Annotated in this window: 13 protein-coding genes; all 13 read right to left on the bottom strand. The window is 73.3% G+C overall.

Annotated elements, in window-relative coordinates; genetic code table 11:
- On the bottom strand, positions 1-340 hold a 340-nt coding region (locus tag ACZ501_RS34045), incomplete at its 3' end, for an S-adenosylmethionine synthetase N-terminal domain-containing protein (RefSeq protein WP_361607674.1).
- Positions 337-1113, bottom strand: a complete 777-nt coding sequence (acpS, locus tag ACZ501_RS34040; RefSeq protein WP_361607671.1) for a holo-ACP synthase — start codon at positions 1111-1113, stop codon at positions 337-339. The genes ACZ501_RS34045 and acpS, both read right to left, overlap by 4 nt.
- A gap of 1 nt (position 1114) precedes the next feature.
- Positions 1115-1978: a class-II aminoacyl-tRNA synthetase family protein gene (locus ACZ501_RS34035; RefSeq protein ID WP_468800496.1), complete on the bottom strand. Its 864-nt coding sequence runs from the start codon at positions 1976-1978 to the stop codon at positions 1115-1117.
- Between the two features lie 33 nt (positions 1979-2011).
- Complete coding sequence (locus ACZ501_RS34030; RefSeq protein WP_361607665.1) at positions 2012-2905, bottom strand: diiron oxygenase; 894 nt, start codon at positions 2903-2905, stop codon at positions 2012-2014.
- A 26-nt stretch (positions 2906-2931) separates the two neighbouring features.
- Positions 2932-3978 (bottom strand): class I SAM-dependent methyltransferase, encoded by a 1047-nt coding sequence (locus ACZ501_RS34025; RefSeq protein ID WP_361607662.1) that lies wholly within the window; start codon positions 3976-3978, stop codon positions 2932-2934.
- Positions 3975-4814 (bottom strand): class I SAM-dependent methyltransferase, encoded by an 840-nt coding sequence (locus ACZ501_RS34020; protein ID WP_361607659.1) that lies wholly within the window; start codon positions 4812-4814, stop codon positions 3975-3977. Before ACZ501_RS34020 ends, ACZ501_RS34025 begins: the two co-directional genes overlap by 4 nt.
- 38 nt (positions 4815-4852) lie before the next feature.
- Positions 4853-5359, bottom strand: coding sequence for a MaoC family dehydratase (locus ACZ501_RS34015; RefSeq protein WP_361607656.1), 507 nt, complete (start codon positions 5357-5359; stop codon positions 4853-4855).
- A 63-nt stretch (positions 5360-5422) separates the two neighbouring features.
- Complete coding sequence (locus ACZ501_RS34010) at positions 5423-6613, bottom strand: trans-sulfuration enzyme family protein (protein ID WP_468800493.1); 1191 nt, start codon at positions 6611-6613, stop codon at positions 5423-5425.
- A 99-nt stretch (positions 6614-6712) separates the two neighbouring features.
- On the bottom strand, positions 6713-8158 hold the full coding sequence (locus ACZ501_RS34005; RefSeq protein WP_361607650.1) for an MFS transporter: 1446 nt from the start codon (positions 8156-8158) through the stop codon (positions 6713-6715).
- A 156-nt stretch (positions 8159-8314) separates the two neighbouring features.
- Positions 8315-10381, bottom strand: a complete 2067-nt coding sequence (gene fusA, locus ACZ501_RS34000) for an elongation factor G (RefSeq protein WP_468800490.1) — start codon at positions 10379-10381, stop codon at positions 8315-8317.
- A 319-nt stretch (positions 10382-10700) separates the two neighbouring features.
- Positions 10701-11438 (bottom strand): tyrosine-protein phosphatase, encoded by a 738-nt coding sequence (locus ACZ501_RS33995; protein WP_468800487.1) that lies wholly within the window; start codon positions 11436-11438, stop codon positions 10701-10703.
- Positions 11439-11479: 41 nt separating this feature from the next.
- Positions 11480-15439, bottom strand: coding sequence for an SAV_2336 N-terminal domain-related protein (locus ACZ501_RS33990; RefSeq protein ID WP_468800484.1), 3960 nt, complete (start codon positions 15437-15439; stop codon positions 11480-11482).
- Positions 15436-16614, bottom strand: a complete 1179-nt coding sequence (locus ACZ501_RS33985; protein WP_361609402.1) for an AAA family ATPase — start codon at positions 16612-16614, stop codon at positions 15436-15438. The genes ACZ501_RS33990 and ACZ501_RS33985 overlap by 4 nt, the downstream gene beginning before the upstream one ends.
- Between the last annotated feature and the right edge of the window lie 96 nt (positions 16615-16710).

Below are 16710 nucleotides of genomic sequence, written 5' to 3'. Positions count from 1 at the left end.
GCTGCTCGTAGGCCGTGTCCACGCCCTGCGCGATGTCCGGGGACTGCGCCCCGATGGACACCGACACACCGCAGGAGGCGCCGTCGAAGCCCTTCTTGGACGAGTCGTAGCCGATGTCGAGGATCGCTCCCCGCACGAGTTCGGCGATCGGCGCGTAGGCCTTGGTGGTGACCTCGCCCGCGACGTGGACCTGGCCGGTGGTGATCAGCGTCTCGACCGCGACCCGGGAGGTCGGGTCCTCGCGCAGGAGCGCGTCGAGGATCGTGTCGCTGATCCGGTCGGCGATCTTGTCGGGATGGCCCTCGGTCACCGATTCCGAGGTGAACAGCCGCTTGCTCATGCCTGGCCCACCTTGGCCGTGAAGAAGTGGGTGCGGATGGCGTCGAGGGTGCGGATCTCGTCCACCTCCAGCGTCTCCAGCTGGATGGAGCGGCCGCTGTGCTGCTCCAGGAGGAAGACGAACTCGACGAAGGACAGCGAGTCGATCAGCCGGTTCTCGATGAGGTCGAGGTCACCGGCGATGTCGTCCAGCTCCTCGTGGCGGGCGAGGAGCCAGTTCTTCACGAGCTGCAGACCTTCGGACATGGTGTTTCTCCTTGAAGTGCTGTGTACGGGTGGGGTGGGGGGAAGGGCGGGCGCTGCGGGGACGGGTTCCGGGACCGGGTCCGGGAGCGGCTCGGGGACGGCGAGCGGGTCCAGGACGGGGGCGGCGACCGCCACCGCGTAGTCCACGTCGTGGCTGATGGTCACCGTGATCCCGGCGATGCCGGAGCGTGCGGCCATCTCGGCGGCGGCCCGGTGGAGTTCCACGAGCGGCCAGCCGCCTTCGGAGCGCCGCACGATGATGTCCCGCCAGGGCAGGAACACGGCGCGGACGCGCAGGGTCTTGAACGCCGCCTCCTTGGCGGCGATCCGCCCGCACAGGCCGAGGACGTCGAGCTTGGCGGTGGTACGGCAGTCGGCGAGTTCGCCGGGGGTGAGCATGCGCTGGAAGAAGTCCTCGCCGTAGAGGGCGAGCAGCCGCCGGACACGGGTGACGGACACGATGTCCATGCCGAGGTTCGCCCAGCCCAGGCCGCCCGCCGGCGGGGCGGCGACGGGTCGGGTCGGCACGTCAGATCGCCGGCCCGGCCGCGTTCGCGCGCAGGACCGCCGCGGTGGCCGCACCCCAGCTGCCGTGGCGCCGGGTGAGCGCGGACAGCCAGCGCTCGAGACCGAAGGCGACGCAGCTGGTGAAGGCGGGGCCGCCACCGGAGGCGAGGGGGATCTCGCAGCGGTCGCCGAAGAAGTTGCGGTGGGTGTTGACCGAGGCGATCGCGAGGTCCTCGTACAGGAACTCGTGCTTGACCGGGGTCAGGCGCTGGAGGACCGCCTTGGAGCTGCCCTTGTCGAAGAACGGGTCGCAGGCGGCTTCCCGGCGCAGCGGCAGGTCCAGGGCCTCGGCGAAGGCGTCGATGCGCCGGGTGAAGGCCGCGAGGTGGTCCTCGGCGTGTTCGCGGGTGCCGATGGCCACGATCTCCCGCATGCGGAAGCCGAGCTGGCGGCGCAGGCCCTCGTAGTGGGTCTCCTTGCGGAAGCACCAGCCGACCACGGTGACGAGTTCGTCGTCGGCGGCGGGACGGCCCTGGTGGTCGATGTAGACGGCGTAACAGGACGCGGACGGCAGTCCGAGGGCGGCCGGTTCGAGGGCGTCACAGGGGAAGCAGCCGGTGTCGGTACAGAACTCGCTGGTCTCCCGGACGTCCAGGTTCAGCGGTGCCGCGACGACGGCCTGGTGGGGGAAGTTGTCGTAGTAGTCGAGCCGGGCCAGGTCGGCGGCCGGCAGCAGCGGGGGCATGGTCATCGAGCGGGCGCCCGCTCCTACGCCCCAGTTCTCGAAGGTGTCGTCGAGGAGCCGCAGCAGGGCGGTTCCCTCGGGGCCGAGCGACGGCAGGCCCGTGGTGTCTGTGGTGCTTTGGGGGGTCGTGAGGACGGTCATGGGGAGTCACCTCTCGGACGGCGGTCGGGCCTTTCAGACGGCGGGCAGGACGTCGTCCGTGAAGATCCCGGTCTTCAGGAAGAAGCCGAGCGGCTTGCGGATGGTCTTGCGCTCGAAGGGGCGGCGGCGCTCGTCGGCGACCAGCGCGTTGCGCAGGCCCACCGGGTCGGCGATGCCGGCGTCGCGGTACACGTGAGGGTTGTAGAGGGAGTTGAGGCTGTAGACCACGTACCGCTTGAGGTACGCCTCGACCTCGGCGACCCGGGCGGCGGGGACGGCCTCGCGCATCCGGTCGAAGAGCAGGGAGACCAGCTCGCGGCCGAAGGCGATGTGCCGGGACTCGTCCTGGTGGTGGATGCGGTTGACCTCGCGGATGGTGTGGCAGAGGTCCTCGTCCCGCGCCATCCGCGTGTTGTAGTGGTCGACGAGCTCCTCGAAGAACAGGATGCGGGCGAAGACCAGGAAGTTCTCCACCTCCGGCTCCCAGGCGGAGTCGGCGCGCAGGGCGGTGGAGCCGTAGATCTTGTCGCCGTAGCGGCGGCAGAACTCGGCGAAGAACCACATGTGCTCGTTCTCCTCACCGATGAAGTGGTGGAAGAAGTCGGAGGGCACCTCGAAGCCGGGCATGTGGATGCGGCCGACGACCTCGATGAGCAGCTCGCGGATGCCGTGCACGTTGAGGCTGTAGAAGTTGATGCTCTCCCACTTGGAGAGGCGCTGGATCGTTTCCTCGCCGAGCTCCTCGTAGAAGGGGGTGCCGTAGACGGTGAGCAGCTCGGGGGTCATCCACATGCGGCCCTCTTCGAGCTTCTCGGGCCAGTCGAACTGCTGGTACGGGTTGTAGTACTCCTCGATGGAGCGGGAGCTGAGGCGCTCCAGGACTTCAAGGAACCGGTCGCTGACCGGGAGGGGGGCGCTGACGCCCATGGTGACTCCTCGGGGTGGTGGGTGTCCTACGGCCGGACTTCGTAGACGGCGTTGACCGGGGTCTCGGTGGCCCGGCGCCAGCGGGTGAAGCCGGCCTCTTCGGCGATGGCGCGGAAGGCCTGCTCGCCGGAGTGGTTGCCGAGGGCGTGGGGGCCGCGCTGCGCGACGGCCACGGGCAGGCACATCACGGCGGAGAGGGCCATGAACATGCGGGCGGCCGGGGTCTGGGTGTCGATGTCGGCGGGTGAGACGTTCGACTCGACCAGCATCCAGGTGCCGTCGGCGTCCAGGGACTTGTGGACGTGCCGGGCGGCGGAGACCGGGTCGCCCATGTCGTGCAGGGCGTTGAAGAAGGTGACCAGGTCGTAGCCGGTGCCGGGGTAGTCGTCGGCGGAGGCGACCTCGAAGACGACGCGGTCGGAGAGGCCGGCCTCCTCGGCGAGCCGGCGGGCCAGCGCGACGGCCTCTTCGGAGTAGTCGAAGCCGTGGACGGTCGCCTGCGGGAAGGCCTTCGCGATGAGCAGGGTGGTGTGGCCGACGCCGCAGCCGACGTCGGCCACGGTGCCGCCGGCGGCCAGCTTGCCGGTGACCCCGGTCAGGGCGGGCAGCCAGTCGGGGACGAGGCGGTGCTCGTAGGTGGGCTGGAAGAAGCTGCCCATGCCGGTGTCGAGGGCCGGGTCGTGTTCCGCCCAGCCGACGCCGTCGCCGGTGCGGTACGCGTCGACGAGCAGGTCCTCGGTGCCGTAGAGGGCCTTCAGGGCGGTGAAGAACCCGGCGGCGAAGGTGACCGCGTCGGGGTCGGCGAGGACGGGGACGTGGTCGGCGGGCAGCGTGTACGTGCCGGCGTCCGCGTCGCGTTCGACGTACCCGGCGCTCAGCTGGGCGTGCAGCCACTCCTCGGCGTAGCGCGCGTCGGTCCCGGTGCGCGCGGCGAGCGCGGCGGGGGTCAGCGGACCGGCCTCGGCCAGCGCGCGGTACAGGCCGAGCCGCTCGCCGAGGGCGACGGTCAGGCCGCGTACGGCGGCGCCGGCGTCGCTGATGACGCGCTGGTGGAAGTCGTGGACGGCGGTCATGCTGCCTTCACCTCGGTGGTGGGGAGGTCACAGGTGAACAGGAAGGAGCGCGGGACGCGCGGGACGCTGCGGGCGGGCACCGGGTAGGGCCAGCGGCCGAAGTCGGCGCCGTCCTCGCCGGGCTGGCGGACCTCGCGCACGTCCCAGCCGCATTCGGCGAGCAGGTCCTCGGGGGTCTCCGTGCCGAACAGCCAGGGGTTCCCGTCCTCCTCCAGGCAGTTGAGGAAGGGCCGGGACAGCGGGTTCTGCAGGGCGGCCTTGCTGATGACGTCGCCGAGCAGGACCGATCCGGGCGCGGAGTGCGCGGCGAGGGTGGAGAGGAGGCCCCGCACGGCGTGCTCGGGCAGGAAGAAGAGCAGGCCCTCGACGACCCACAGCACGGGCTCGTCGGATCGCCAGCCGGCTTCCTTCAGCGGGCCGGTCCAGTCCTGGGTGAGGTCGACGGGGACGGTGACGCGGGTGCGTCCGGCCGGGGCCGGTTCACCGGCGAGCATCTCGGCCTTGGCCTCCAGCAGCGCGGGGCGGTCGAGTTCCCAGACGGTGACGCCGTCGGGCCACGGGAGCCGGTAGAAGCGGGTGTCCATGCCGGCGGCGAGGAAGACGACCTGGCGGATGCCGTGGTCCTCGACGGCCCGGACGACAGCCCGGTCCAGGTACGTGGTGCGGATGGCGAGGAACGGCACGGTGCCGGCCCCGGCATAGCGTTCGAGCAGGTCGAAGCCGATGGTGTCGGCGACGGTGCGCGCGTACGGATCGGCGAACAGCCGGTCCTCGCGCTCGGTTTCCAGGGCCCGCGCGGCGGCGGTCCACTGGGCGGTGCGGGATACGGCCTCCACGGGAGGCTCCCTTCGGTTCGGCGGGCAGGGGCGGGGGGTCAGGCCGGGGAGCTCACGCGGACGACCGGGTCCTGCGCGGCGGCCGGGTGCGGTGCGTCGCACTCGGCCGGCCGCCGCTCGAAGATGCTGTGCAGGACCATGCTGAAGACGACGTTCCCGGCGGCGTCGGACAGCGTGCACCTGGGCTGGACGACGCCGGTGCGCGGGTTGAACGGCGAGGGGCGCGAGCCCAGGATCTCGACGCGCGCCGTGAGCACGTCCCCGGGGCGGACGGGCCGCAGGTAGCGGATCTCGTCGACGCCGGGGGATCCGGTACAGGCGCTGTAGGCGAGCAGCCCGTCGACGTAGCGGCGCATGAACATCGAGGCGCTGTGCCAGCCGCTGGCGATCAGACCGCCGAAGGGGGTCTGCGCGGCGAGCTCGGGGTCGGTGTGGAAGGGCTGGGGGTCGAAGCGCCTGCCGAACTCCAGCACCTCCTCCGCCGTGACGGTGACGGTGCCCAGCTCGTGGACGTCACCGGTCCGGAAGTCCTCGAAGTAGCGCATCACGCGCCCCCCTTGACATAGAGGAGTGTTTCTCTGGCGTGAACCAATCTACGAATCAGCCGATTATTTTGTCAACCCAAAAGAAGACCGCAATGCCTGTTCCACGTCCTCCCACAGGTCCTCGGGGTCCTCGATGCCCACCGACATCCGCACCAGGCCCGGGCCTATCCCGGCGCGCGCCAACGCCCCTTCGTCCAGCTCGCGGTGGGAGGTGCTGGCCGGGTGCGTGACCAGCGTCTCCACCCCGCCCAGGGACAGCGCGAGCCGCGCCAGCCGCACGCCCTCCACGAAGGCGCGGCCCGCCTCCCGGCCGCCGTGCAGCTCGAAGGAGAGCAGCCCGCCGCCACCGGAGAGCACCTTGCGCGCCATCGCGTACGAAGGGTGCGTTCCCAGCCACGGCCAGTGGACGGCCGCCACGGCGGGATGGGCCGCCAGCCGCTCCGCGAGCAGGGCCGCGTTGGCGCAGTGCTCGCGCATCCGCAGCGGCAGCGTGGCGATCCCGCGCAGGGTCAGCCACACGGCGAACGGGTCGGCGGTGGCACCGAGTTCGACCGTGCGCGACCAGACCTCCCGGCGCAGGGCGTCGTCCGCGAAGACGGCCGCGCCGCCCAGCACGTCGGAGTGCCCGGCGAGGTACTTGGTGGTGGAGTGGAGCACGATGTCGGCGCCGTGCTCGACGGGGCGGCACAGCACGGGTGAGGCCAGGGAGTTGTCCACGGCGCTGAGCACCCCGAGGCTCCGGGCCGCCGCCAGCAGGCCGGGCAGGTCGGGGACCCGGCCGGTGGGGTTGGCGATGGTCTCCAGGACGAGCAGCCGGGTGCGCGGCCCGGCGAGCGCCTCGAACTCCTGCACGTCGTCACCGCCGATGTGGTCGACCTCCACCCCGTAGCGCTCCTTCAGGTCGCCCAGCGCCGCGTACGTCCCCCCGTACAGGCAGCGCTGGGCGATCACCTGGTCGCCGGGGCGCAGCAGGGCGAGCAGGACCCCGCTGATGGCGCCCATCCCGGAGGCGAAGGCGATGGCCGAGGCGCCGCCCTCCAGACCGGCGAGGGTGCGCTCCAGGGCGCGCACGGTCGGGTTGCCGCGGCGGCTGTAGACGTACGCGCCGTCAGGTCCGGCCATGGCCCGCGCCAGTTCGTCGGCCGAGTCGAAGGAGAAGGCCGAGGACTGGACGAGCGGTACGGACAGCGGTCGGCTCGCGGGGACTTCGAGCTCGTGGGCCACGTGCACGGCCCGGGTGCGGATGTCCTTCATCGGGGTTTTCCCTTTCGTTCGGGTACGGGAAAAGGGGTCGCCCGACGTCCGGGGAGGACATCGGGCGACCCCTTGGGTGAGCGCGGGCGACCCCCTGCGTCACACCCCCGCCGTCTCGCTGCGCGACGCGGGGTCGGCGGCGGGAGCGGCGGCCTGGGCGGCGGACTTGTCGCCCTTCATGGCCAGCAGGGTGATCACCGCACCGGCGGCGGCGATGACAGCTGCGCCGAGGAAGGCGGCGCTGAACCCGTCGGTGAGGGCGGGCAGGTTGCCCAGCTCACCGGCGCCCTGGGTGGTGGCGAGCGCCGTCAGCGCGGCGAGGCCGAGGGCGGAGCCCACGTTGTAGGTGGTGTTGACGATGCCGGAGGCCAGGCCGGCCTGCTCCTGCGGGGCGCCGGCCATCGCGGCGATCATGGCCGGGATGTAGGCGAGCGCCATGCCGAGCGCGGCGACGAGGGAGGCGGGCAGGACGTCGACCAGGAAGGTGCCCGTCGGCTCGACGGCCGAGAGCCAGACCAGGCCGGCGGCGAGCGCGAGCAGGCCGCCCACGATCAGCGGCTTGGCCCCGAAGCGGCCCATCAGGCGGGCGGTGATGGCCGTCATGAAGATCATCAGCAGGATCGTCATGGGCAGCAGCGCCGCACCGGAGGCGAAGGCGCCGTAGTCCAGCACCTGCTGGAGGTACAGGTTGAGGAAGTACCACATCGGGATCCAGGCGGCGCCCAGCAGCGTCATCGCGAGGTTGGCCGAGCCCAGGCGCGGGATCCGCCACACGCTGAGCGGCATGAGCGGCTCGCGGACGGTGCGCTGGATCACGAAGAAGAGGGCGAGCAGGACGGCGGCACCGATCAGTTCCAGCACGGTGGCGGTGGCGCCCCAGCCGACCTCGGGGGCCCGGACGACGGCGAAGACGGCGAGCGCGAGCCCGGCGGTGACGGCGACGGCGCCGAGGACGTCCACGGAACCGCGCCGGGACTGGACGGCGGGCAGCAGCTTGGTCGCGGCGAGGGTCGCCAGGCCGATCGGGACGTAGATGATGAAGACCCACGGCCAGCTCACCCATTCGGTGAACACGCCGCCGAGGAACACACCGGCGGTGCCGCCGGCGGGTGCGGCGGCACCGTAGAGGGCCATGGCCTTGCCGAGTTCCTTCGGGTCGTGCCCGAAGAGCATCATCAGCAGGGTCATGGCCGACGGCGCGATGAGCGCCCCGCCGACCCCCTGCACGGCCCGTCCGACGATCTCGACCGTCGCGGTCTGCGCGGCGGCGGCGAGCACCGATCCGACGATCATCGTGGCCCAGCCGGTGGCGAAGATCTTGCGCGCGCCGAAGAGGTCGGAGAGGCGGCCGCCGAGCAGCAGTAACCCGCCGAAGACGATGACGTAGGCGTTGAAGACCCACTGCAGCTCGCCCTGCGAGAAGCCGAGGTCCTTCTGCATCTCGGGGAGCGCGACGCCGATGATCGACGTGTCCATGATCACCATGAACTGAGCGGTGGCAAGCACGCCAAGTGCCCACCAGCGCCGGGGATTGACGGTTGACATTGCCCTGACCCTCCTCTGCCATATACCCCTGGGGGGTACCTACGCGTAGCAACGTAGCATACCCATGGGGGGTATGTAAGTGCGGCGTGAGAACGGCGCGGGCGGACAAGCGGAGGCCCCGCCCCGGCCGGAGGGACGGGGCCTCGCAGCGGTGCCCTAGCGGGCCGTGAGCGTGGCGGCCACCGCCGCGGGGACGGGGGCCAGGCCCGAGGGGCGGCTGGTGAAGCTGCCCCGGCCCTGGGTGCGGCCGCGCAGCCGGGACGCGTACCCGAACAGCTCGGCCAGCGGCACCGTCGCCGTGACCACCGAGGTCCCGCCCTGCCCGGCCGATCCCGTCACCCGGCCGCGGCGGGCGGCGAGGTCGCCGAGGACCGCTCCGACGCCGTCGTCCGGGACGGTCACCGTCACCTCCGCGACCGGCTCCAGCAGCTCCAGCGCACAGGCGCGCAGGGCCTCGCGCAGGGCGAACCGGCCCGCCGCACGGAACGCCATCTCCGAGGAGTCCTTGGAGTGCGTCGCCCCGTCGGTGAGGACCACCCGCAGGCCCGTCACCGGGTGCCCGCCGAGCGGCCCCCCGGCCAGGGCGTCACGGCAGCCGGCCTCCACGGCCCGCGCGTACTCCTGCGGGACCCGGCCGCCCACGACCGCCGAGCGGAACTCGAACCCGGGCTCCTCCCGCGGCTCGACGTCCAGGACGACGTGCGCGAACTGGCCGGCGCCGCCGTCCTGTTTGACGTGCCGGTACACGAAGCCGGCCACGCCGCGCACGACGGTCTCCCGGTAGGAGACCTGCGGCCGGCCGACCGCGACCTCCACCCCGTGCACGCGCCGGATCTTCTCCACCGCGACCTCCAGGTGGAGCTCGCCCAGACCCGACAGCACGGTCTGCCCGGTCTCCGCGTCGGACCGCACCACCAGGGACGGGTCCTCCTCGGCGAGCCGGGCCAGCGCGGACGCGAGCCGGCCGGTGTCCGTACCGCGGCCCGCCTCGACCGCGACCGACACCACCGGTTCGGCGACCGTCGGCGGTTCGAGGAGCAGGGGCGCCCCCGGCGCACACAGGCTGGTCCCGGCACGGGCCGACTTCAGCCCGACGACGGCGACGATGTCACCGGCCACCGCCTCCTCCCGTTCCTCGTGCCGGTCGGCCTGCACCCGCAGGATCCGCCCGACGCGCTCCGTCCTGCCCGTGGCGGGGTCCAGTACGGAGTCCCCCTTGCGCAGGGTGCCCGCGTAGACCCGCACGTACGTGAGCCGCCCGGTCGCCGTCGCCGTCACCTTGAAGGCGAGCGCGGCGAGGGGCTCCGCCGGGTCGGCGGCCCGCCCGCCCACCGGCGGCATGTCGGCCGGTGCGGGCAGGTACGCCACGACGGCGTCCAGCAGCGGCTCGATGCCCCGGTTGCGGTACGCGGAGCCGCAGAGCACCACCACGCCGTCCCCGGCGAGCGTCAGCTCGCGCAGGGCGCGGACCAGCATCGGCCCGCTCAGCGCGGAGTCCGCGCAGAACTCCTCCAGGGCGTCCGCGTGCAGTTCGGCCACCGTCTCCTCCAGGAGCCGGCGCCTGCGCCGCGCCTCCTCCAGCAGCGGTCCGGGAACCGGAACCGTCTCGTACGAGCCGTCGCCGGCGCGCCAGAGCAGCGCGCGCATCCGCAGCAGGTCGACGACTCCGGTGAAGCCGTCCTCCCGCCCGACGGGCAGCTGGACGACCAGCGGGACGGCGCCCAGCCGCTCGCGGATCGAGGCGACGGCCGTGTCGAGGTCGGCGCCCGCCCGGTCCAGCTTGTTGACGAACGCGATCCTCGGGACGCCGTGCCGGTCCGCCTGCCGCCACACGGACTCGCTCTGCGGTTCGACGCCCGCGACGGCGTCGAACACCGCGACCGCGCCGTCGAGCACCCGCAGGGAGCGCTCGACCTCGTCGGAGAAGTCCACGTGCCCCGGCGTGTCGATCAGGTTGACGCGGTGCCCGTCCCAGGCGCAGCTCACGGCGGCGGCGAAGATGGTGATGCCGCGGTCGCGTTCCTGGGGGTCGTAGTCGGTGACGGTGGTCCCGTCGTGGACCTCGCCGCGCTTGTGGATGGTGCCGGTGGCGAAGAGGATCCGCTCCGTGAGCGTGGTCTTGCCGGCGTCGACGTGGGCGAGGATGCCGAGGTTGCGGACGGCGGTGGCGGTGCCGGTGCTGGTGCCGGTGTTGGTGCTGCTGGTGTGACGGTCGGTGCGCATGACCCGGGGCCTTTCGGATGCCTGGGGTGGGAAGAGGGCAGCGCGATTCCCGGGACGCCGGTCCACCCCGCGGCACAGCCGTGGGGCGGGTGTTCCAGAAGGGTGCGTCACGGGCGTACGGTGACAGCCGCGCGGCTGTTACCGCGCGCTGCGGGACACCGGGATCACGTCGTACCGGCAGGGGGGAACGACGGCGGCGGTGCGGTTCGTACGCATGGCCCGGTCCCCCTTCTCTTCGCTCGGCATCGGCGGTCGCCGCCCTGGCGGCGGCGCGCACCGCGACTGTAGGCGGCGCGCACCGGCCGGGGCACCCGGTTTTTCAGACGAGGAGCCGCTCGCGCAGCCGGGCCGTGGTGTCCGGGGTGATGCCGACGGCGTCGGTGAGGTACGCGGACACTGATCCGTACCGGCCGGCCAGGTCGGCGAGGACGAGCTCCATCACGATGGCCGGGGCGCGGCCGTACGAGGGCCAGCGCATCGTGCGTCCCGGGTTCGCGGCGTGCCAGTCGGCGGTGAGGCGCTCGGTGGCGAGTTCGGTGAGGGCGAAGTCGGCGAGGATCTCCTCCTCGGGCACGTCGAGGAGGGTCAGCACCAGGGCGGCGATCAGGCCGGTGCGGTCCTTGCCGGAGGTGCAGTGGAAGACGGCGGGTCCGGGGCCGTCGGCGATGAGTTCGACGGCCCGGCGGATCTCGTCCACCCCGTCCTGCGCGACCTCGGCGAAACGGTCGGCGAGGTAGCGCCAGGGGTCGAGGCCGGGGTCGATCTCGGCCTGGTCGTAAGGGCGGTGCTCGATGCTGAGGTTGGCGTACGTAAAGCGCTCCGGCTCCGGTATCCGGCCCTTGGCGTCGATCTCCCAGGGGTAGCGCAGGTCGATGACGGTCCGGATGCCGAGCCCGAGGAACCGGTCCCAGTCGGCGCCTTGGAGCTTGCCGAGGGAGTCGGCCCGGTAGAGGGCGCCCCAGGCGACGATGCGGCCGTCGGCGGAGCGGTAGCCGCCCATGTCGCGGAAGTTGTGGAGGCGGGTGAAGGGGAGGTGGCGCAGGCCGGGCTGGGACAACGGGGGCTCCTGGGTGGGGTGGTGGTGGGGCCCAGGATGCCTCAGCCCCCGCCGGGTTCCTCGCGGTCGGGGGAGGTGATCTCCCACACCCCGTCCGACTCGGTCGCTGTCCAGCCTCCCGGGAGGGTCAACGGCTGGGCGAGCGTGACGTCCGTCAACGCGACCGGACCGTGGAAGGTGACACCGGCGAGGGAGAGGCCGGCGCGGAAGTCGGAGTTCTCGAAGGTGACGGGGCCGTGGAAGACGGAGCCCTCGAAACCGGTGTCGCCCGCGAACTCGGCACTCAACAGGCGGACCGGGCCGTGGAGCACGGCGCTCCCGAAGCGGGCTCCCCCGAACTTCACCCTCGACTCCACCCACCGGAACATGCCTTCGAAGACGGCGCCGTCGAAGGACACCCCGCCCATGCACTCGGTGTTCTTGAACAGGACCGGGCCCCGGAAGCGGGCACTCGCGAAGATCGCGGGTTCCTCGAACCAGCTCATGTCGAAGGCCGCCAGGCCCGCGAAGTAGGCATGGCTGAAAGTGGCCGGGCCGTCGAAGCGGGCACTGCGGAAGACCGCCTCCCCCTCGCACACCAGGGACTCGAAGTCCGACGGCCCCCCGAAGCGGGTGCCGAGCGCGGACAGCGGGCCCTCGCACACCACGCGCGCGAAGGACACCGGCTCCAGGAAGACGGATTCCCCCAACGCCACCCGGCCCTTGAAGACCGCCCGGCCGAAGTTCGCCCGCCCCTGGACCGACATCCCGTCCAGGACCGCCTCGTCCTCCATGAGCGCCCGCTCGAAGGAGATTTCGTCCGCCCAGGTGACCTGCACGAACCGCGCCGCCCGGAGGAACACGGCGCGGCTGAAACCGGCCGTGCCCAGGAAGGTGCTCCCGCCGAAGCCCGCCACCTCCTCGAAGACGGCGCGGTCGAAGAACACGTCCGCCCCGAACTTGGTCAGGCGGAAGTTCGCCGGGCCCTTGAAGACGGCGCGCGTGAAGTCGGCGGCGTCGGTGAAGTCGAGCCCCGTCTCCTCCCAGCCGTCCTCGAAGCAGGCCCGCGCGAAGCCCGCCGCGCCCAGCCTGACCCGGCCCGTCCCCGGCTCACGCACCGCGTCGAGCACCCTCCCGAGCAGGCCCCCTTCGAAGGTGGTCCCGCGGAAGTCGACGGAGGAGCCGGGCCGCAGGGTCCGCAGGTAGGCGTCCTGCTCCGGGCGCGACAGGTGGGCCAGGCACCTGCGGTGACCCTCCAGCCGGATGCCCATGCAGCCCGACGGGCTCTCCTCCGAGGGGTCGAAATCACAGCGGGGCCAGAGGTAGGGCTCCTCCCGGAAGGTCTCGGCGTCCGCCAGCAACTCCGCCAGGACGCCGGGGTCGCCGGTGTGGAGCCAGCCCCCGGCGTCCTCCCCCAGCGGCGTGAGGGCGCGCAGGGCCAGCGGGCCGAGCAGCTCCCGGAGTTCCTCGTAGAGCGGCTGGGAGAGGGCGACCAGAAGACCCTGCGTGTGTCGAGGCCCTTCGGTCCTCAGCCACCGGGTGATCACGGGGTGGGCGAGCAGCCGTTCGGGGTCCCCGTCCGGGTTCCCGGGATACCCCGTCACCAGGGCCACGGCGAGCGGCGGGCGCAGCCCCTCCGACCGTGCCTCGCCGAACCGGACCACGGCCTCCGGGAGCAAGGCCAGCAGCATCCCGGCCGCTCCGAGGGCATCCGGCCCGGGCAGGGAGACCCGTACGGTCCCCTCGTCCCGCCCGCCGGCCGGCTGCCCGGTGACCCTGGCATCCCCCATCAGCCGCGTCAGGACGTCGGTCAGCTCCGCCCCCGGCGAGCTGCCGCGCGGATCGAGCCCCTCGCCGGCCCGCACGGCCAGGGCCAGCCCCGGTCCGGTGCCGGGCACCCGGCCGCCCAGCGCGGCCCGGAAGCCGTGCTGCGCGAACAGGGCGTCGGCCGTGAGGAACACCATCCGGTCGCGCCAGACGGTATGCACGACACCGACCAGCTTCCCATCGTGGGAGACCGGGCCGCCCCTGAAGCGGAACCAGTCCTCGGCTTCGACGGAGATCCTGACGATTTCCACGTTGCGGGCACCGGCTTGCGCGAGTACCTCGCCCGTCACGGTGAACCGGTCCTGATCCCCCGCGAAGCCGTCCACGACGGCGCCCGTCTCCCCGTTCAGGGGCATCGCCCCCCAGGGGGGAGGCCGGAACGTCGCGGGGTCCACGAGGTCCTCCGCACTCTCCAGCAACAGCACGCAGGGGCTCGCGTCCTCCCACCAGACGGCCCGGCAGGCGACCTCCCTGCCGCCCGACCTGACCCACGCCACGGTGTCCCGGGGCTGTGCCACGTCCCCGGCGGTGAGCACCAGGCGGGGGGCCACCAGCATGCCGACCTCGCGCGGCTCCGGGAGCGGCTCGAACCGCACCTGCACCACGCCGTCCTGCGGCTCCGGATCCCGCCGCCCGGGTTCCTGCGACGGCTGCTCCGCGAACGGCAGCGCGCCCTCCGGCACCCGGCGGCGTCCCCCGGTGCCCGTCGTGACCCGGGTCGCCGAGAAGTCGGGACCCGTGCCCCGGTTGCGGTACATGAACTCCCAGACGCGGCGGCGCACGAGTTCCCGCACGGCGGCCACGTCCCCGCGCAGCTGGGAGCCGAGCAGCACCTCCCGTACGCCCGGCAGGAACTCGAACTGCGCCTCCCGTGCCGGTGTTTCGGAGTCCCAGGGGGCGAAGAGCCCCCCGAGGGCCACCTCCGCCAGGTGCCCGTGCTCGGAGTCGCGCAGCAGGGAGCGCCGTACGAGGGTCATCACGGGCAGGGTCAGCGGTACGGCCGCCAGGTGGGCGGCGAGCTGCTGGGCGGTCGGCGAGGCGCTCGCCCGGAACCGCTCCACCGCCTCCAGGGCGGTACCGGCGCGGCGCGGCGGAGCGGCCGCGGGCGCGGCGGCCGCGTCCAGGCGCAGGCAGGCGAGGCGGTGCCACTGCCCGTCCCCGGACACCGTCCGCACGAGCCGGGCCAGGCTGCCGGAGGCGAGGCCGACCACCGGGACCACCGGTCCGCCGCCGCGCGCCCGCCGGGCGGCGGGGACCCGCTGCCAGGAGCGGGTGGCTGCGGCCGGCCGGTCGCAGCGGACGGCGAAGGGCACGGGCCGTACCGCGCCGCGGGTCCACAGCCGTTCGGGCAGCACGTTCAGCACGGCCACGGCGTTGTGGGTGCTCCAGTGCCGCAGCACGCGCAGCAGCGGGGCCTCCTGCCAGCCTCCGGCGACGGTGTCGGAGACGAGGAGGATCAGCCGCCGGCCGGCGGGGTCGGCCAGTTCCAGCGGGTTGCGGGGCGGGGCGCCGCGGCCCCGGGTGAGCATCGGGGTGCCGCCCGGACCGGTGCCGGTCAGCTGCCAGGTCCGGACGTCGCGGAAGACCCCGCTGCGGGTGAACACCCCGCGCAGTTCGGCCACGAGGTCGGACCAGAGCAGCATCGAGGGGTGGCCGTCGACGACGAGGGCGAGGTCGAGCCAGCGGCTTTCGGCGGGGCGCAGGACCGGTGTGGGCACCATCGCCTCGATGCTGCGTTCCACGGTCAGCTGCTCGTCCAGTTCCTCACCCGGGCCGCCGATGGAGCGGCGTCCGACGGGCCGTAGCGAGCGCATCAGGGCCAGCGGGTCCTCGAGGGAGGCGGTGCGCGGCAACCGCAGCGGTACGCCGCGCCGCGCGCCCTCGTCGGCGCCCGGTGCGGCGGGCGGCTCCGGCGGGGCGTGGACGGCGGGGTAGAGCCGGACGGCCCCCGCGTCCGGCGGGCCGGTCCGGCCGGGGCCGGCCTCGGGGCCTCGCGGCGGGGGCGCGGGCGGGGCCCCGTCCGGCTCCGGCGGGGCGGCCTGCTGCGCGCCGGGGTGACGGGACGCGGCGCCGGCCGGGTCCACGCGTGCGGCCAGCCACAGGATGTCGGCGATCTCCTCGGGCCCGACGGCGGTGCGGGGTGCGGCGCCGTCCTCGCCGCCTTCGGCGAAGGCGGCGAGCAGCCTCTCGATCACGCGGTCGGCCCGGTGAGGTGCTGCATCACGGTGGCGAGGAAGCGGTCCCGGTCGGCGGGCGCCGACCAGGCTCCGGCCAGCCGCAGCTGGATGGCGTTGAGGAGCTGGTCGGTGGCCAGGTCGCCGTCCTCGGCCCGTTCGAGGAAGCTGCGGACGAGGTCCTGGTACTCGGCGGCGTCCTCGCCGGTGATGTCGACGCCGAGCCGCCCGCGCACGATGCGGGCGAGTTTGCCGGGCCCGGGGGCGTCCAGGTGCAGGCGGACGCAGCGGCGCAGGAAGGCGGGCGGGAAGTCGCGTTCGCCGTTGCTGGTGAGGATGACGACGGGGAAGTAGCTGCACTGGACGCGGCCCTGCGTGACGGCCACGCCGGCGTCGGGGTCGTCGTCCGTGCCGATGGCGACGGTCGGTTCCTCCTTGGCGAGCCGGGCCAGTTCGGGGATGACGAAGCCGCCGTCCTCGAAGACGGTCAGGAGGTCGCCGGGGAGGTCGATGTCGCTCTTGTCGATCTCGTCGATGAGCAGGACGCGGGGCCGGCCCTGTGGGAGGAGCGCCGTACCGAGGGGGCCCAGCCGCAGGTAGCGGGCGATGGAGGGGACGGCGGCGGGCGGGGGGTACGCCCCGTCCGGTTCCCCGGGGGGACGGGTACCGGGGACGGGGGCGCCCGGCAGCGGGCCGCCGGGGACGGCGGCGCCGGGGGCGGGAACGACGGGGACGCGGGCGGCGGGCGGGCGCAGGCCCGGCAGCCGGACCTGCTCCAGGCCGGCCTCCTGGAGGCGGCCGATGGCGTCGTAGAGGTAGAGGCCGTCGCGCAGCACGGTGCGGCTGGTGATCGGCCAGTGCAGTACGGGGCCCAGGGCCAGGTCCGCGGCGATGCTGTAGGCGAGGGTGGACTTGCCGACGCCCGGCTTGCCGGTGATCAGCAGCGGCCGGCGCAGGAGCAGGGCGGTGTTGACCACGTCCTTCTCCGCCTCGTCCGGGACGTAGTCCACGCCGCGCCGCCGGGTGCGCTCCCAGGCTTCTCCCGTGCAGCCGGGCGGCCCGTAGGACCGGTCGGGGACGCCGGTGAAGTCCCGCCAGGGCGGCGGCGTTCCGGCCTCCAGCCGGGCGCGGCGCTCCTCCGCGGGGCCCGCGCCCTGGTACAGCCACCAGTCCTTCGCCACTGCCTGTGCCTCCATCGTCTCTTCACGGGTGGTGCGTTCGGGATCGGGGCCGCCGCGGCGGACCGGGTGGGGGGCGGGGTGCGGACGGGTCGTGGACGGGTCGTGGACGGG

This window comes from Streptomyces sp. NPDC034085, assembly GCF_055575555.1.
The sequence above is the reverse complement of the archived record's forward strand: the minus strand, read 5'-3'. Positions and strand labels throughout refer to the sequence as shown.

Coding starts and splice junctions, on each gene's coding strand:
- fusA (WP_468800490.1), bottom strand. CDS start 10,381: ATGCGCACCGACCGTCACACCAGCAGCACCAACACCGGCACCAGCACC.
- ACZ501_RS34025 (WP_361607662.1), bottom strand. CDS start 3,978: ATGACCGCCGTCCACGACTTCCACCAGCGCGTCATCAGCGACGCCGGC.
- ACZ501_RS34010 (WP_468800493.1), bottom strand. CDS start 6,613: ATGAAGGACATCCGCACCCGGGCCGTGCACGTGGCCCACGAGCTCGAA.
- ACZ501_RS34015 (WP_361607656.1), bottom strand. CDS start 5,359: ATGCGCTACTTCGAGGACTTCCGGACCGGTGACGTCCACGAGCTGGGC.
- ACZ501_RS33985 (WP_361609402.1), bottom strand. CDS start 16,614: ATGGAGGCACAGGCAGTGGCGAAGGACTGGTGGCTGTACCAGGGCGCG.
- ACZ501_RS34005 (WP_361607650.1), bottom strand. CDS start 8,158: ATGTCAACCGTCAATCCCCGGCGCTGGTGGGCACTTGGCGTGCTTGCC.
- ACZ501_RS34030 (WP_361607665.1), bottom strand. CDS start 2,905: ATGGGCGTCAGCGCCCCCCTCCCGGTCAGCGACCGGTTCCTTGAAGTC.
- ACZ501_RS34035 (WP_468800496.1), bottom strand. CDS start 1,978: ATGACCGTCCTCACGACCCCCCAAAGCACCACAGACACCACGGGCCTG.